Source organism: Dyadobacter flavalbus (assembly GCF_006149045.1).
Lineage (GTDB): Bacteria > Bacteroidota > Bacteroidia > Cytophagales > Spirosomataceae > Dyadobacter > Dyadobacter flavalbus.
This window is the reverse complement of record NZ_VBSN01000066.1, coordinates 266123-282786: the sequence shown is the minus strand read 5'-3', so window position 1 is coordinate 282786 and position 16664 is coordinate 266123. Positions and strand designations below refer to the sequence as shown.

The following is a 16664-nucleotide window of genomic DNA, read 5'->3' as shown; positions in this document are numbered from 1 at the left end:
ATTCTACTAATTTATTTCCACTTGCTAAACAATTTAAATTATTAACTACTTAAACTGAGAACATGAAAAAGAACACTATTACGCTTCTGGCATACGGGCTTGCCCTGATGTTCATGACGACAAACTGTAAAGATGACGAAAAGCCGGACCCGCTTGCACCAAGCACCGATCTGGTTGACGCCATTAACAAGATTGAACTTGCTGATGTTTCGCTTGTTGCGCCACAGCCGGTTGTTGTCGTTGAGTCTAAAATCGAAACGTCTGCGCAGGCAGCTGCTGTAAATAACGGAATTCGCGATATGGTTACTACGGGCGTTGTTCCGGAAAGCGTCAGAACAGCAGGCAGCGTAATATCAACAGCGCTTTCGGCGGAAGAAAGGAATGCTATAAGATCCGTAACGCCTGAAATGCTTGCAGCGCTGGAAAAAGGCGGCGAACTTCCAGCTAATCTGAAAGCGATTCAGACAAAAGCGGCTGCAAATGCTTCTCTGTCGGCCTATTTTACAAAAGTTACTTATCCGACTGTTCAGGGCGTTGTCATAAAAGGCCAGCGTACAAACGGCGGAAGCTCTGAAACCGCTGATTCGTATGAAGGCGTTCTTGTAAGTGACGTTTGCCTTGAAGCTGCAGAAGCCGAATACCAGAAAGTAAAAGCCAAGCTGGATGCATCCAGAGACACGCAGCTTACCGCTGTGGCAACTCAGTTTGCAAGCGACATTGCACTGCTTCCTCCGGCTGAGGCATCCTGTCTGTCGGCACTGCCAACCAAGTACGATGCACTGCGCGCATCTGAAAGAGAAACTTTTAATAATGCCAACTCTCTGCTGGATCAAAATCAGGGTTCCATGGACCCGGAACTGTATGCTCAGCTGAAAACGCAGGTTTACATCACCTATATCGAAAACATCACGTCACTGAATTCACTTCAGGAAGCCGATACACTGGCTTGTACTGCAAAGACTACTGCCGGAACGGCAAGTGCAGAAGCGGCCCGTGATGCCAATACGCTTGCAGTTCAGACAGCTTACAATGCTGCACTCACCAGTGCGGGCGCTGCCAGAGCTGCGCTTGCACAAAGCTGCCACAATCAGGGCGGTGGGCAGTAATATCAGAAATACGAAAAGCAGTATCAGGGATGGTTATTTATCATTCCTGATACTGCTTTTTACAATGCCTTCTTTTGCACAAACCAATATTTCAGGCAAAGCCGGACTCATTTACACACCTGCCGCACGCTACACCGAAGACGGCAACATGGCATTCGGCATCCATTTTTTTCCGGGCAACTACGGATTCGGCACAGACAACAGCAATCCGGGAAGAGTACTTTACATGAACCTGACCGTACTGCCCAGGTTCGACGTCAACATCAGCATGCTGCAGCTTTTCAGTACATCGGACAATCCGGTAAAGCTGGGGCTTGGCGACCGGCAGCTCGATTTCAGGTATCTTGTTTTAAAAGAGAAACCTCATCAGCCTTCGCTTGCGGTGATCGTTTCCAATCCTGCCAGCATCAGTCCTACACTTCTTACACACGCGGTTGTTGCAACTAAAAATTTCACCATCAGCAAGAATATCACAACAGAAATCAGTGCCGGTTACGGAAGTCCGTACCATGTGTACCGCAAAGGAAGTACGCTTCAGAATTACGGCTTGTTCGACAATCTGGTTTTTGAAAAGAAAAGCAAATACAGCCGTCACAAACATTACCTTGAAGGCCCGTTCGGCGGCATATCAATACAGTTCCGAAAAAAATACGGGTTGATGCTTGAATATGATTCCAGGAACATCAATGTCGGTGCCTATGCTGTGATGATGAAAAACTGGATCGTGCAGGCCGGAGTCCTGAATGCGGAGCAGATTACTTTCGGTACTTCGTACAATTTCTCCCTTTTAAAACTTCCAAACCGGATCCGCAAGCTTCATGAATAACAGAACGTATCTGCTTTTTTGCCTGCTTGTTTTAAACTGCACGATCCGTTTGGCAGCACAGGACTCAGAAAAGAACGACAAGCTCAGAAATAACTTTGAAAACGTACAGATTGATACGGCCAGCAGCAGTATTTATTATGAGCAAAGACTTTACCGCAATCCGTTTATCGGCGTATACAAAGCAAAAAAGGCATTTTCCGATACGGAGCTGAATACATTTATTCCTTTGTTTCAAGGCATACCTATCGGAAAATATTCCCTGGGCCGACAACTTGAATACAGTCCGCTTACAACCGCGGAAAGAAACAGTCAGAAACGGTTAAACACGTTTCCGTTTCAGAAAAACAATTACAAGCTTGATTTCTGGATACAACCCTATTTTGCAGCCATTTTCGGGAATTTCGAAAAACCGGTCCAAAGCAACACGAGCGTTGCCATTCAAAGTCAGTTTTACATTTTGCCCGGCCTGTCGCTTCAAGCCGGCATTTTGTTCCCGATCACCAACGATCTGGACGGCCGGCCGAAAAATATCCGGCCCGCACCCCTTTTCCTGAATCAGTTTTATGCTTCCGGATATCACTACTTCAGCGCTTCCGCAGGATTTTTCCAGAATGACCAATACGGGTTTAATGTACAATACCGGCATGCCAACCTGAGCAGCCCGTGGTCTTTCGGGCTGGAAACCGGGCTTACCGGCTTTTACTATTATCCGCGCGGCGGCATTTACAATGAAAGGCTTGATAAATTATTGCTGATCGCAGACGCATCGTACCGGTTTGCCGGTCCGGACCTGACTTTTAAAGTTTCCGGTGGCCATTATCTGGCGGGGGATGTCGGCGCACGTATAGAGCTGTTTCGTCAGTTCACAAACGTTGAAATCGGTTTTTATGCCATGAGCACGACCAACGGATCAACGATCGGCTTCAATTTTGCCATTCCGGTTCCGCCCGGCAAGCTGCTGCAGGGAAAACATGCACGCCTGCGTACGACGGATGAATTCCGCTGGGAATACACCTATACAAGAGGTTACAGAATAGGGGAACGGTACAGAACCGGTTATCAGCTGGACCAAAAGCTGCGTCAGTATCACAGGGATTACCTGAACCGGCAGTACCGGCAGCTAAATTAAAATTCAAAACCAAACGATTGCATATACTTCCATTTCAGCTCCGCAAATGCGACGACTTCCTCACTTCTCCCCTTAAACTGCCGGCACCAAAAGTGGCTGTCAAAAAAATCTATTGTGCTTTATTTTGCAATGCTGATTTCCTCAGATTTTTGTCGTAAATTTTAGCTCCGATTTTTTTTACACCAATTTATGTCCGTGAACACCTCTTTTTCAGATCATTTTTATTCATCTTCTATATGGCAGGAATTCATATCTTATCAAAAGGACGAAGTCCTGAAACCGATTTACAGAGATACCGGCCAGAAGCCTGACCGCATGCGCCGTCAGATTTTTCATTCTTCGTTAACGCAGACTTATTATATTCACCAGAAGGACAACCGGCAGGACGCAAAGTATTACGAAACTTTGATGCAGGCCAAAAAGGAATATTACTGCTATCTGCATGCGGCAACGCTCGGACTTAACCTTCCGAACAAGGTAGCGCTGGGATTTCATCATGATCCGCAGTCGGATATTATTCATATGATCCTGTCCAATCAGGAAGTAGGCGGTACCCGGCTCAAAGAAGTGCTGGAAGACATTACGATTGACGATCAGCTGAGAAATAACCTGGGTACGCTTGCAGCATATGACGCGACCAAAATCACGATCTGTTATGCAGACAACGACCGCAAGCCCAAAAACATGATTGTTTCAGATCCGTTTACCGAGAACTGCAGGTTTTATCATGTGGATTTTGAGTACACGATGCAGGAAAATTATGCGCCGTTGATCGACACCTGGTTTAGTGATGACGTAACGCGCGAATTCGGACAGGACATCATCCTGGACCGGGAAGCGGTTTTCAATATGGCCATAGAATTGCTGGACAAGGCGCAGAACTTGCCGGACGATGATTTCAAGCAACAGGTGATCAGTAACCTGCATCAGTCTTTGCCGGTGATCAGATCGCATGCTGCGCTTTTCGGACAGTCCATGTAATGTTATGCAGCTTTGCTTTCGTGTTTACAGCACTCGGCAACGGTTGTAAACACTTCTGCAATATCAATAATCTGTTCCAGTTCGATTACTTCGGAAGCGCATTCAAAATTCAGGTTCAGTTTCCCGACTTTAAGAACCAATCCGGCTTCTTTCAGAAAAACATCCATAGGCGTGTCACCCGCGCCTATGAAATGTTGCATATCAAGGCCAAGATGTGACAGGAATTTTTTAGCGCCATAGAGTTTGTTCACCTGTTCATGTGAGTAAAAATCTTTATGGTCCGTATGCTGAAACGGCGTGTCGCTCTGCACTTCTACGGGAAGGAGAAAAATCATACAGATATCTTCCGCAAGCAAATGTTCCTTCAATGTATCCAGATTGCTGCTGTATACAGTAGAAGCACTTCTGTATTTATCCCTTGTTTCGTCAACCTTTTCCTGAACGGGCGTCCATATGATTTCACCCTTTTTCCAGTCTCTCGGATAGTAAAAAACAAGCGCACTCCTTCCGTTGTTCAGGATTGCATCAACGTCCGAAATCAGATGCCCGATTTCATCTGCTGTTAACGGAAATGCCATCACCTCTTCGAAAGTAAAGCTGGATTCTTCCTTGTGAATATACCCGGCCTGGCTTCCGTTCAGGCTTACAAGCGGAATGGAAGCATGGGACATTCCGTACCAGTCATTCGCAAAAGTATTGATGACGGACAACGGGAAACGCATGGAATTAATGATAACCGTGCAGTTGCTGAGGTACAATTCCGTAAGGCCCGCTCCTACTTCCTCGGGCATAAAATAACGGCCTTCATGCTGCTGGATCACAGTTCCGTCCAGATCGGTGATCAGCCCGCCTTTTTCAATAAACTCCGGGCGGCTTGTAAAATCAGAAATTATTTGGTTCTGCTGGCTAGTTAACGGCATAATATACTTTTAGCACACATCCTGAAAAATCATGCCTAAACATAAACATATTGACAGTTTTGTTTCGTCCGGCCATAATAAGTTATTGTTAACAAGTAGCCTAAGCTCTTTACAGACAGCCCTTTTTGCGTGCATTTATTAATTCAGTTGTAAAAAACATTTCAAAGCAAACATATGACCGGTCTCTTCTGACGGTCATACAAACGAATCCTTGGAACAATCCAAAGTTTCGATAAATACATTATACAACTAAACACTATTGAGACATGAAATCTGGAATTGCTATTTTGTCGCTTGTTTTCTTCACTTTGTACTTTGTTGCATGTAAGGAAAAAGAACTGGATTCGCCGTATATTACGGTACTTTCTCCTACCCGCAATCAATCCCTTCAGGATAAAGACAGTATTAAAGTAAAAGCTCAGATAGAGCCGAAAAACACTTCCGTAGTTAATACTGTAATCACAATCAGGGACAAAAAAGAACATACGCTGACATCTGCAAATCTGGGATGCGCATGCGACAGCAAGCCGGTTGTAAATATTGAGAAATCACTCTTTTATGAAGTCAAGAAAAAGCAAAATGTTATTCTTGAAATTTGCGCCGAGCTGAAAAATGGGGAGAAGGTCTGCGAAACGGTTCCTTTTGAGTTAAAGCATTAAACTACCAAACTGATTCAGTCAAATTTAGAATAAGGCTTAATATAACCCATTTATGCCAAGCCTTAAAATTTATTATTCATGCGATTACTATAGCTATGCGCTACACACACACTTGAAAACCATGAAAATATCCATATTGATTACATTACTCTTTATATCAACGTCTGTTTATGCTCAGGAACGTATAACAATCAGCGGTTTTGTAAAGGAAAAGGGAAGTCAGGAACAGTTGCCCGGAGCCAATGTGTATATTCCCGGTACGTCCATTAACGCAGTAACCAACAATTACGGTTTTTATTCTTTAACCGTTCCCGTTTCTGACTCCGTGACGATTTCCTATTCGCTTGTAGGTTATGAAAAAGTGGTTCGCACGGTTCACGCGCAAAAGAATTCGGAGCTGAATGTGTTTCTTCCGTCCGTTCATCAGCTGGAAGAAGTCGTTGTTTCTGCGCGCAAGCAGGAAGATTATGTGAGCCGGTCGGCGCAGATGAGCGTACTGGAAATCCCGATTCAGCAGATCAAGAAAATGCCTGCGCTCTTTGGAGAAAAGGATGTTTTAAAAGGTCTGCAGTTGATGCCGGGCGTTCAGAAAGGTACCGAAGGACAAAGCGGGCTTTATGTGCGCGGAGGCGGGCCTGATCAGAACCTGATCATTCTGGACGATGCCGTCGTTTACAATGCAAATCACCTTTTCGGCTTCTTTTCCGTATTCAACAGCGATGCGATCAAAAATGTGGAACTGACTAAAGGCGGTTTTCCTGCACGCTACGGCGGCAGGCTCTCGTCCGTTGTGGAAATGAATATGAAAGAAGGAAGCAAAGACAAGCTGCACGGTGAAGGCGGAATCGGGCTTATTGCCTCGCGGCTAACGCTGGAAGGGCCTTTGTCAAAAGGGAAATCATCTTTTTTAATTTCCGGACGAAGAACCTATCTGGATATTCTGGCTGCTCCGTTTATCAAACTCTCGCAAAAAGGCAGTCAGGAGCAGTTCAGGCCCGGCTACTATTTTTTCGACCTGAATGCCAAAATCAATTACGATCTCGGAGCAAAAGATAAACTTTATCTTAGCGGCTATCTCGGTCAGGACAAGTTTTATATCAAAGAAAAAAGCTCGAATATCATAGCTAATGCTGGCATAAACTGGGGAAATGCAACGGCAACAATGCGCTGGAACCACATTCTGAACAGAAAGCTGTTTGTCAACACTTCTTTCATATTTACCAATTTCAACTTTGCCACAACCAGTTACTTCAAGGAAGTTACCGGAACAGATCGCGTTGAAACGGAATCCAGTCTGCGTTACAGTTCGAACATACGGGATTTAAGCCTGAAAACAGACTTTGACTTTTATCCGTCGGCAGCACATGCGATCAAATTCGGGGTACAGGCTACACTGCACAAGTCAACTCCTTCTGCCGTGGCTATGTCGGGTTCTTACAGCGACAAGCCCGTTGATCCAAACGAAAAGCCGGTTCATTCGCTTGAAACAGGAATTTATGCAGAAGACACATGGCAGCCATTTGATGCGTTGAAAATGAATGCAGGTTTTCGGCTGAGTTACTTCAAAGCCCGCAGCAAAAGCTATATTCAGCCTGAACCGCGTTTTTCCGCAGCATGGCGGCTGGCTCCCGATTTTTCCGCAAAGGTTTCCTACGCCCGTATGAATCAGTATGTGCATCTTTTATCCAATACCGGCATAGGATTGCCAACGGATTTGTGGGTAACCAGCACCGACCGTATTGCTCCGCAGCAATCCAGCCAGTATGCATTCGGCTTTGCGAAAGACCTTGAACAGCCTGCGCTTACCTTTACGCTTGAAGGATTTTATAAAAATATGAATCATATTCTCAGCTATAAGGAAGGCGCCACGTTTATGAGTATCAGCGAAGAAGGTGAAAATGCGAATGATGTAAGCTGGGAAGAAAATGTCACTTCCGGCAAAGGCTGGTCGTATGGCTCGGAGTTTCTCGTCCAGAAAAAAACCGGCAGGCTTTCCGGCTGGATTGGCTACACGCTTTCCTGGATTTATTGGAAATTCCCCGAGCTAAATAACGGCAATACATTCCATCCGCGTTACGACCGCCGGCACGACCTTTCCATTGTAGGAATTTACGAACTCAGCACACGGATTACCATGTCTGCAACATGGGTTTACGGAACAGGCAACGCACTTACTTTGCCGACATCCATTTACAGCGCCATCAATTCAAGAATTGATCACAGGTTTTTCAGCCAGTACAATCCGGATGAAAACCTTTTCAATGGCAATTCAACAGGATCGCCGGTTATGGAGTACGCAAGCAAGAACAATTTCCGTGCGGAAGCATTCCACCGGCTGGATCTGGCCGTTCAGTTTCACAAGAAAAAAAAGCGGTACGAACGTACGTGGGAATTCAGCGTGTACAATGCGTATAATCATAAGAATCCTTTATTCTACAGCAGTTCAGATAATTACTGGCATACTGATACCAAACAGAACAAGCTGAAAAAATATTCTCTGTTCCCCGTGATTCCTTCTTTCAGCTACAACTTCAAATTTTAAACCATGAAAAAGATGAAATCCATTATAAGCATTGCTGTAATTGCAATGTCAATGCTGCTTGCTGCCTGTGAAACCATGGTAAGCGACATTCCGGAAGCAAAGTTGCCAAAAGGTGAATCCAGACTGGTAGTGAATTCTTTTATTTCTCCGCAACTTTCCTATATCAATGTCATTGTAACGGAATCCATTCCTTTATTTACAAAGTCAGACGCAACCGGAAACAAAATAGAAAATGCAACAGTGCGGATTTCGGACGGCGTTAATGAAGTCACGATTCCCTTTGACCCAAAGAACAAATTGTACAGTATACCGCAGTCAAAGTTTCCGATTTCAGCTTCAAAAACTTATTATCTGTCTGTTTCGGATGGGAAAAGATCCGTAACGGCACAATGTACGGTTCCCAAACAAACGCCGGTGATAAAATCCTACGAAATTGATACGGTGATAAGAAGCTATTCTTTATATCAGGACACGGCTGTAACCTTGAAAATGACGTGGCAGGATTTCCCGAAGGATACCAATTATTACAGGGTCAGCGCGTTTATGGACATTGATTACACGGTTCCGGTTGCGACAGACAAGCAGGATTTTACAGAAAAAAGAATTTCAGGAACATACGATTTCAACTGGAACTGGCAAACGGGCAGAAATGAATTGATCAGTGACAACAAGCTGGACGGTTCGGTTTTCACTTCTCCGATCGGAAGGGCAAGTTTGCCGCATGAGCAGGAAAAAACTTCTGCAAACGGCAAAAAAGTCATTATTTATCCTCATACTAAAATCACGGCGATTAACATGGAAATATATAGTGTAGACAAGCATTATTATAAATATTTCCGTTCGCAGACAGTCAGTGACAATACAGACAATCCGTTTTCCGAACCTGCATTGATTTACACCAATATAAAAGGCGGGCTTGGCTGCTTCGGTGCTTACAACGCAGCACAGTTAAAACATTCCTACACAAAGTAACCCGGAACTTTACGGATCCTGAAATCCGGAAATCCGCAGGCTTTCAGGATCCGTAATTTTTTTTGTTATCGGGCATATATCGTCGCTCTTGAAATTGTCTCTAGCTAAACACACACACACTTAACATGAACTTCCATGAAAAATATCTTCTGTCTGATGCTGATTTTTCAGTGCTTTTCACTGCCGGTCATTTCACAGGATAAAATGCTTTGGGACGGTGAACTTGCGAATTCAGCCACTTGCACAAAGGCATACGGCTCCATTCTTTCGGGGCCGGATGCTTATGCAGGCAATTATTATTTCAGGGCGGAACCGGACAATGCGCATTCGCCGCGGATCAGTTTTAATTGTACCGGCTTGTGGCGTTCGGATATTTCATCTTTCGACGAGCTTCGGTTTTTTATCAAATCGAATAAAGCCAATCAGATGACTTCAGTGCGGTTTACAACTTATTTTGCCAAAAGCAACTGGGTAAATCTGGAACCTTACATTCAGGGCGGAGGCCTGATTACGACCAGTTACAAGGAAGTCAGGATTCCGCTGCAACTTCTGAAAACGCAGAGCTATAACCTCAGCTCAATCGAGTTTCTGGAATTCGGCACTTCTGCGGTCAGCCAGCTTCAGTTTTTTATCGACAACATAAAAGTTGCCGACGGAAAATCGCCGAAAGTTTATTTCAGGCCGGTTGCGGGTAATATTGCCAAGCTTCGCGTCAGTGAAAGATTTGATACAACCGACTGTTACAACGTAAAAAATTACAGTATTGAAAGTCAGGCTGATGCCGATTACAAAAACGTTGTTTATCCTGTAAAAATCGGGCGGCATGCTTATGTCTCCGGCCTCATGCCCGGATCCGGAAGCCCGGTTACCACATTCGAGCTTTTTCTGATTTTTGACAAACCGCTGAAAAATAATGTTTCCTATACCATTCATGCGAATAAATTGAAGGACCTTTCGGACAACAGCACAGTGCTGGATACCACTTTCATTTTCAGCGACAAGGATATTTATGGCAATGTAAAAGCCAATCATGTTGGCTATCTGCCAGACAGCCCGAAGCTGGGAAAGCTCGGCAACTTTCTGGGCGATGCCTGGTTTATGCCCATTGATACATTAAACCCTCCTCCTTTTCAGCTTATCAATGACGAACAGCAGGTTGTTTTCAGCGGCAACAGCAAGTTTCTGAAAACGGATTCCACTTTCAGCGGCGAACGGGTATTTGAGCTGGATTTCTCTGCATTTGCAACAGCCGGCAAGTATCATCTTTTTGTTCCCGGCTACGGCCGTTCCGAAAATTTCACCATTTCTGACAACGTTTACGACGAGCCCTACTTTCACACCGCACGCGCACTATATTTTCAAAGGACAGAAAAGCTGGAAGGATCAAGCGCCGGAAGCTGGGCACGTGACGGATTGCCGAGCAAAACGGCTGAAATTCATTCGTCACACACCCTTTCCGATCTGAACAATGCTACGGACTATGCACCGGGAACAAAAATACCGATGCCGAAAGGCTGGCTTGATGCCGGCGATTACGGCCGTTACGTTCCTACCGCGGCCAGCACCATGTTCATTCTGTTTACGGCTTTCGAGTTATATCCGAAAAAGTTTCCCGACGGTTTTTCCAACATTCCTGAAAGTGATAATAACATTCCTGATCTGCTGGATGAACTGAGATTTGAAACAGACTGGCTTAAACACATGCAGGCACCTGATGGCGGCGTCTATTTCAGAGTGACGCCTGCACTCTGGTCAAGCGGCCTGCCCGGCGAAGAAACCAACCCGCTTTACGTTTCTGAAAAAACAACGCAATCCACGGCCATGTTTGCTGCTGCCATGGCCATGGCTTACCGGAATTTCAAAACTTATGATCTGCCTTACGCCAATGCATGTCTGGATCAGGCCAAAAAAGCCTGGACTTTTCTGCAGGCACATCCTGCGGCTTCGAAGCCTGTGGATGTCAAGGGAATTGCTGCCGGCCCGTACCCGGATAAAGAAGACCGTGACAACCGTGCGTGGGCGGCAGCTGAGCTTTACAAATCAACAGGTGATGAAAAATACCATGCGGATTTCCTGAACTGGTACAAGCTGATACCGCACGAGTTTCATGCAACCATGAGCTGGCAGCAGCATACGGTAAAGGCAATCTGGGCGTATTCCACTACAACATTTCCTGTGGAAGCTGCACATGTGAATGAATTCAAAAACAAGCTGAACTCCGAAGTACTGGTGAATTATTTTAACCGGACCATGAAAAAGCATGCTTATCACGGCGCATATCATCATTACAAAGGCTATGTCGGCTTCGGAAGTTTTGCGATGGCGCAGAGTTATGCATTCGATTACATCATGTTCAGCCATTTGCTTAAAAAACCGGAATTGCTTGACCTTGCCAAAATACAGCTGGATATTCCGCTCGGAAACAATCCGTTATCCAGAAGTTTTATAACCGGCATCGGACAAAATGCACCAAAATTACCGCTGCACTGGTCATCTTTGCCAAACCGGTTCCAGGAACCTGTCCCCGGCGTGCCTGTTTTCGGCCCGGCTGCTACACTGACCATGAACCGGCCTTCCAGTTTTGCCATTCAGGATTCTGCAAACCGGTATCCTTACGGCTATACAAAAGATGACCCTTATCCCGTTCTCCGCCGGTATACCGACGTGCGCGAGGCGGTGGAAATGGCTGAGTTTACAGTTCAGGAAATGGCTGTGACCATTGCATCCTTTGCCTTTTTCAGCTCCGTTTCAAACGGCCCGCTTCCTGTACGCTTCAAGAATTTTGGCGCAAGGCGAAGTGAATGCCATGTAGAACTGTACTGGGCAACAAGCGAGGAAACCAATGCGGATTATTTCTCCGTACAGCGGAGCAGCGACGGACAGACGTTCAGAGAAATAGGCCGGATAACTGCTTCAGGCACCACCAAGCTGAGCCGTTCCTATTCCTTCACAGATCCGCAGCCGGAACAGAATAATTACTACCGCCTGAAAGAAGTGGATTTTGACGGAAAATATGAATTGACAAGAACTGTTTTTGCAGCTGATCCGTGTAACGGAACAAAGGTTTCTGTAAGTGAACTCAAAAATCACGTTTTTGAAGTAAAAACGAAAACTCCGCAGAATAGCAGATACGAGCAGCTGTCAGCTGAAATCATCAGCAAAGAAGGCAGAACCTTAAAACATCAGGAACTGAAACAGAATGCCGCAACACTGCTCGACGCGTCCGGACTTCCTTCGGGTATTTACATGCTGCATATCAGAAACCATTCGGATTATCCTGTACACACGCAAAAAATAGTAATTTACTAAACAACAATCTTGCTTTCCGCATTTGATGACTCACATTCAACTTCTCACCTTAAATCTGTAAAAAAACTTGAAACAGCATTGTGCCATGCCGCTATTGCGCCGGTTTATACGCAGTTCATGCAACAAGGATGAGGCCGCGCAGCTTATCAAAATACTTCGTTCGCCGGAAGGTCAGCTGCTTTACGGCGAATTGATGGATGAAACACTTGCCTGCAATGAAATCGAAGATGTGCTGCTAACAGACGAGCAGATTGAAATGAGCTTTTGCAAACTGGAAAACAGAATTGACAATATGATTGAACTGGCATGGATATAATCCGTTAAAGAGGAATGACTTTCTTATTTACATTCCATGAAATTTTCCTTTGTTCAACAATTATCAGTCTGCTGTTTCCTTTTGGATTTTCATTATTCCAAAGCGCAAAGCATTGAGCATAACGGCTGGCTTTTCTGGTCGCACGAACAAAAGATTTCTGAACGCTGGCAATTCAGTTACGATATGCAGCTTCGTTCTGCTGACCGGTTTGATTACGCAAACACACTTCTGATCCGGCCTGGAATCGGGTACAAAATCAGGGAAAATCAGACGGTCACTTTGGGTTATACTTATTTCGGAACCTGGGAAAAAGAAAATGACAAATTGGAATATGAACCGGAAAACAGGATTTTTGAACAATTTGAAATCAGGAACAAGCTTAAAAACGTGCAGATAACCAACCGGCTCCGATTTGAACAGCGGTTTATGCATATGCAGCAGGAAAAAATATTTGCGCAGCGGCTCAGGTATTATATTCAGGCATTGATCCCGGTTCTTGCAAATCCCGACTTTACGAACGGAATGTATGTTTGTATCCAGAATGAACTTTTCCTGAACGTTCAGGGAAACAAACAGTCCGGCAGGCAGATTTTTGATCAGAACCGGCCTTATGCGGGAACCGGATACCGCTTTAACGAAAAACTTGATCTGGAAGCCGGATTCATGCTGCGGTACATTATCCAGGAGGATAAGAATGTACGGAACAACATATTCCAGCTTTCGATCAAGTCGTCGTTCTGAAAAGAAAATGATCAAATCTGATTGTTCAGAATCGCAGCAATGTCACTTTGGCTGGGAACAGGGCCGGAAGTTTTATCCGATTCGCTTTCATAACCTTTTTTGGTATTGTGTCCTTCTGCTCCGGAATCCGGCAGAAATTTATTGGCCAGAGTAAAAATACCGGACATTAATCCGGGCTTGATTCCTTGTAGGGCCACTGCAAGTTTGGCTGTAAGCGTCAGCGTAATTTCGTTCAGACCATATTCGGTGGCCTGAATAATCTTTTTTGCTGATTCTTCAGGGTCCTGAGAAAGCAGCGGCGTCGAACCTGCATATTTGAACCATGCGAATTCAGATTCGTGCTTGCCTTTAACCAGAATATTTCTCGGGCTTCCGGTACGCATAAGGTTGGGTATAACCGTGGTTACATGAATATTATCCTTTTTCAATTCGGCATGCAGCCCTTCCGACAAAGCCACCATTGCAAACTTGCTTACGCTGTAAGGCAGCAGATGCGGCACAGAGATTTTTCCGCCAATTGAACAGATATTCACAATCCGGCCTTTTCCCTGCTCTGCAAAATAAGGCAAAGCTGCCTTGATCATATAAAGTGAAGCCCAGAAATTGGTATCCATTGCCTTTTTATAATCCTGGATATCCATGACATTCTGCGGCCCTACAAGCATTATTCCGGCATTGTTGATCAGCACGTCGATTTTACCAAAATGAGAAACCGCTGTTTGTATGACTTTGAGGGCGTCATTCGGATCGCTGATGTCAGCTGTTACAGCCAGTACATTTGCACCTCTTTCGGTCAGTTCATTTTCGGCACTTTCAAGCTGTTCGGAATTTCTGGAACAAATTACCAGCAATGCACCTTTTGCAGCCAGTTCGCGTGCCAGAATCAAACCGAGCCCGCGTGCGCCGCCGGTAATTACAACAACTTTATCAGCGAAATCAAACCGGTTCATTTCCCTGTAAATCCTTTTTGCAGCAGCATACAAACCTATTCCGGCCGCAGCATACAATGCCAGTGTTCCCGAGCCCGAATGATTATTCTTATATTCTTTCATAGTAAGTCTTTTTCGTTGAAATACCGGCAGTTAAATTTTTATGCCTGATTTATGGACATGGCCGGTTTCATTAACAATATATTGTCTTTACTTTCCCTCGTAACTCCCCGAAGCCAGCAATCCGGCAGGAACTTTGAGCTCGCCTGTTTCAAAATCAATAATTCCGTTTTGTTCTTCCTCAATGTTCGTTGCCTGCGTATAAACGTCGCCCGCTATCGGCCTCTTTCTCAGTTCCTCCTTGAAAAGCCTGATCTGTTGTGTACGTGCTTCGTCATCCTTGGGGCCGCCGTAATCCGCAAATCCGAACCCGCCCCATTCACTCACAATCAACGGAACCTGTTTCCTGTAAAAGAACGGATCTCCGACTACAAGCGGAAAAGCAGCTACACTTTCCATTTTTCCAGCTGTAAGGTCATCCAGTAACTGACGCCAGTGATCGGGATCAGGTGTATAAAGATGCGCAGTCAGCAAATCGGACTTCAGTCTTCCTTCAAACGAGATATGCTGCCAGCCGTCATTATCGACAACCAGAAACTGCGGATATGCAATTTGCATGAAATGATACATATCCATAATATATTGTCTCGTTTGCTGGTTTGTTGCAATATCCTGAGCGCCCCAGTCTTCATTATACAAGCTCCATATTACCACAGAAGGGTGCGTTCCGATCAGGGCAAGCATCCGGAACAGTTCATCTTTATGATTTGCACGGCTTTTAGAACTGGAACGGTGCGGACTCGGGACTTCAACCCAAAGCAGAATACCGATTTTATCTGCCAGCTTGTAAATGCGCGGGTCTACACCGGCAATATGTATACGCACCAGGTTGCAGCCCAGTTCTTTCATGGCGTACAAATGCTGCTGTATCTGTCTGTAAGATGCATTTCCCGGCTGGTACAGAATACCATCCAGATAAATCTGTTTGTGATTCAGAAAAATACGGTTTCCTCTTGCTTCAAATTTCCTCAGGCCGAATTTGGTTTCTATTTCAGATATATAACCGTTTTCGTCGATAAGCTGGGCGACGAGACGGTACAAGTACGGGTTTTCGGGCGACCAGAGCTGGGCATCTTTGATTTCCTGCACCAGCCGTTGTGATTTTTGGCCTGCTTCCAGCATGATCGGGTATTCGTCCTCTGCAACCAGTTTTACAAGATCCGGGTTTTTGTCCACGTTAAAGACTTTCAGACGTATTTTGTACGCACCGGGATCATGAATGCGGGTTGTTAAATTGAAACGGACAAGATTATCTTCCACGATACTGACAACGCCTACACGCGAGCGCAGCCGGTTTCTTTCCACCGTTTCCAGCCAGATGCTTCTTACAGCGCCGGTAAACGTCTGGTACCAGATGCCACCGCGTTTGTAAACGTGGGATTCCTGCTTGCCGCGCGTAATATCCGCATCCATGGAATTGGCGACACGCACAGTAAGGCGGTTTACCGGTCTCAGAATCCTTTCTTCCAGTTCGTAGGAAAAAGAGGTGTATTCTCCGATGTGCTTGTCTTCACCTTCAATTGTGGACAGCAAAAAACCATTCAGCCAAACCTGCGTTTCGTACCCGCACGCACCGAATGTGAGTTGCAGCAGGGCTTCATTCTGACCGTCGATTTCGGCATGCCTGGGTTTTTCAAACTCTCTTTCATACCAGACTACAATCTTGTCCTGCCAGGAAGGGCTGTTTTGTTGCATACTTGCCAAGTGTGTTTCCACACTTCCCGGCCAATGCGCGGTTTTTTCGTAATTATGACTGATATACCAGTTTTCCTGAATGCCTTTATCCTCGGGGTCAATGGCAAATTTCCATTCTCCATCCAGCAAAACGAATTCATTGGGACGAAGTACTGCCCGCGGCAGCGGACTTACAAAGTTCTCTTCAGCAAACTCTTCTTCTTTACTCTGGGAAAAACCATAATTGGGATGAACAGGAGTCTTACTCATCAGTATAGCATTAAATAAAACATATTATTTACTTCATTACTTCACCTGTAATCGTCTTGCTTATTGGCTGTGAAGCAATCATTTCCGGAAAAATATCCAGCTGCCATACCGAGTTGAATTGCAGCATGACGATGCACTTTTCCTTCCATGTTACATTAAGTACATGTTAT

General features: G+C 45.2%; 13 protein-coding genes. 10 read left to right on the top strand and 3 right to left on the bottom strand.

From position 1 onward, the window contains the following. The first annotated feature begins 62 nt into the window (after window positions 1–62). From FEM33_RS21710 to FEM33_RS21700, 4 genes are all read left to right on the top strand, one after another. Window positions 63–1106 carry a hypothetical protein gene (locus FEM33_RS21710; RefSeq protein ID WP_139014072.1) on the top strand — a complete coding sequence of 348 codons (1044 nt, stop codon included), beginning with the start codon at window positions 63–65 and terminating at the stop codon, window positions 1104–1106. Beyond that, window positions 1030–1932 (top strand): YjbH domain-containing protein, encoded by a 903-nt coding sequence (locus FEM33_RS26785; protein WP_229214355.1) that lies wholly within the window; start codon window positions 1030–1032, stop codon window positions 1930–1932. Before FEM33_RS21710 ends, FEM33_RS26785 begins: the two co-directional genes overlap by 77 nt. After that, window positions 1925–3061, top strand: a complete 1137-nt coding sequence (locus FEM33_RS26780) for a YjbH domain-containing protein (RefSeq protein WP_229214354.1) — start codon at window positions 1925–1927, stop codon at window positions 3059–3061. The genes FEM33_RS26785 and FEM33_RS26780 overlap by 8 nt, the downstream gene beginning before the upstream one ends. Before the next feature lie 189 nt (window positions 3062–3250). Beyond that, window positions 3251–4042 (top strand): hypothetical protein, encoded by a 792-nt coding sequence (locus tag FEM33_RS21700; RefSeq protein ID WP_139014071.1) that lies wholly within the window; start codon window positions 3251–3253, stop codon window positions 4040–4042. Between the two features lie 2 nt (window positions 4043–4044). On the opposite strand, the gene FEM33_RS21695 is transcribed toward FEM33_RS21700, so the two are convergent. Further along, a complete protein-coding gene (locus FEM33_RS21695) occupies window positions 4045–4962 on the bottom strand; it encodes an HAD hydrolase family protein (protein WP_139014070.1) in 918 nt (305 codons plus the stop codon). Window positions 4963–5228: 266 nt separating this feature from the next. On the opposite strand from FEM33_RS21695, the gene FEM33_RS21690 reads away from it, so the two are divergent. The 6 genes from FEM33_RS21690 (at window position 5229) to FEM33_RS21665 (ending at window position 13501) form a co-directional block, all read left to right on the top strand. Further along, entirely contained in the window at window positions 5229–5621 is a 393-nt protein-coding gene (locus tag FEM33_RS21690) for a hypothetical protein (RefSeq protein WP_139014069.1), read from the top strand. A gap of 121 nt (window positions 5622–5742) precedes the next feature. Continuing rightward, the gene (locus tag FEM33_RS21685; protein ID WP_139014068.1) at window positions 5743–8163 is read left to right on the top strand and encodes a TonB-dependent receptor; all 2421 of its coding nucleotides are present in this window, start codon (window positions 5743–5745) and stop codon (window positions 8161–8163) included. 12 nt (window positions 8164–8175) lie between these two features. After that, entirely contained in the window at window positions 8176–9135 is a 960-nt protein-coding gene (locus tag FEM33_RS21680) for a DUF4249 domain-containing protein (RefSeq protein WP_229214353.1), read from the top strand. A 135-nt stretch (window positions 9136–9270) separates the two neighbouring features. Then, window positions 9271–12444: a glycoside hydrolase family 9 protein gene (locus FEM33_RS21675; RefSeq protein WP_229214352.1), complete on the top strand. Its 3174-nt coding sequence runs from the start codon at window positions 9271–9273 to the stop codon at window positions 12442–12444. Between the two features lie 85 nt (window positions 12445–12529). Next, a complete protein-coding gene (locus FEM33_RS21670; protein WP_139014067.1) occupies window positions 12530–12760 on the top strand; it encodes a hypothetical protein in 231 nt (76 codons plus the stop codon). An 81-nt stretch (window positions 12761–12841) separates the two neighbouring features. Continuing rightward, window positions 12842–13501, top strand: a complete 660-nt coding sequence (locus tag FEM33_RS21665; RefSeq protein WP_161597206.1) for a DUF2490 domain-containing protein — start codon at window positions 12842–12844, stop codon at window positions 13499–13501. A gap of 11 nt (window positions 13502–13512) precedes the next feature. Here the strand turns inward: FEM33_RS21665 and FEM33_RS21660 are convergent, their stop codons facing one another. Together FEM33_RS21660 and FEM33_RS21655 are read right to left on the bottom strand one after the other, a co-directional pair. Further along, the gene (locus tag FEM33_RS21660; RefSeq protein WP_139014065.1) at window positions 13513–14553 is read right to left on the bottom strand and encodes an SDR family NAD(P)-dependent oxidoreductase; all 1041 of its coding nucleotides are present in this window, start codon (window positions 14551–14553) and stop codon (window positions 13513–13515) included. 87 nt (window positions 14554–14640) lie between these two features. After that, a complete protein-coding gene (locus FEM33_RS21655; protein ID WP_139014064.1) occupies window positions 14641–16494 on the bottom strand; it encodes a glycoside hydrolase family 2 protein in 1854 nt (617 codons plus the stop codon). Window positions 16495–16664 lie beyond the last annotated feature (170 nt).

Coding starts and splice junctions, on each gene's coding strand:
- FEM33_RS21710 (WP_139014072.1), top strand. CDS start 63: ATGAAAAAGAACACTATTACGCTTCTGGCATACGGGCTTGCCCTGATG.
- FEM33_RS26785 (WP_229214355.1), top strand. CDS start 1,030: ATGCTGCACTCACCAGTGCGGGCGCTGCCAGAGCTGCGCTTGCACAAA.
- FEM33_RS26780 (WP_229214354.1), top strand. CDS start 1,925: ATGAATAACAGAACGTATCTGCTTTTTTGCCTGCTTGTTTTAAACTGC.
- FEM33_RS21700 (WP_139014071.1), top strand. CDS start 3,251: ATGTCCGTGAACACCTCTTTTTCAGATCATTTTTATTCATCTTCTATA.
- FEM33_RS21695 (WP_139014070.1), bottom strand. CDS start 4,962: ATGCCGTTAACTAGCCAGCAGAACCAAATAATTTCTGATTTTACAAGC.
- FEM33_RS21690 (WP_139014069.1), top strand. CDS start 5,229: ATGAAATCTGGAATTGCTATTTTGTCGCTTGTTTTCTTCACTTTGTAC.
- FEM33_RS21685 (WP_139014068.1), top strand. CDS start 5,743: ATGAAAATATCCATATTGATTACATTACTCTTTATATCAACGTCTGTT.
- FEM33_RS21680 (WP_229214353.1), top strand. CDS start 8,176: ATGAAATCCATTATAAGCATTGCTGTAATTGCAATGTCAATGCTGCTT.
- FEM33_RS21675 (WP_229214352.1), top strand. CDS start 9,271: ATGAAAAATATCTTCTGTCTGATGCTGATTTTTCAGTGCTTTTCACTG.
- FEM33_RS21670 (WP_139014067.1), top strand. CDS start 12,530: ATGCCGCTATTGCGCCGGTTTATACGCAGTTCATGCAACAAGGATGAG.
- FEM33_RS21660 (WP_139014065.1), bottom strand. CDS start 14,553: ATGAAAGAATATAAGAATAATCATTCGGGCTCGGGAACACTGGCATTG.
- FEM33_RS21655 (WP_139014064.1), bottom strand. CDS start 16,494: ATGAGTAAGACTCCTGTTCATCCCAATTATGGTTTTTCCCAGAGTAAA.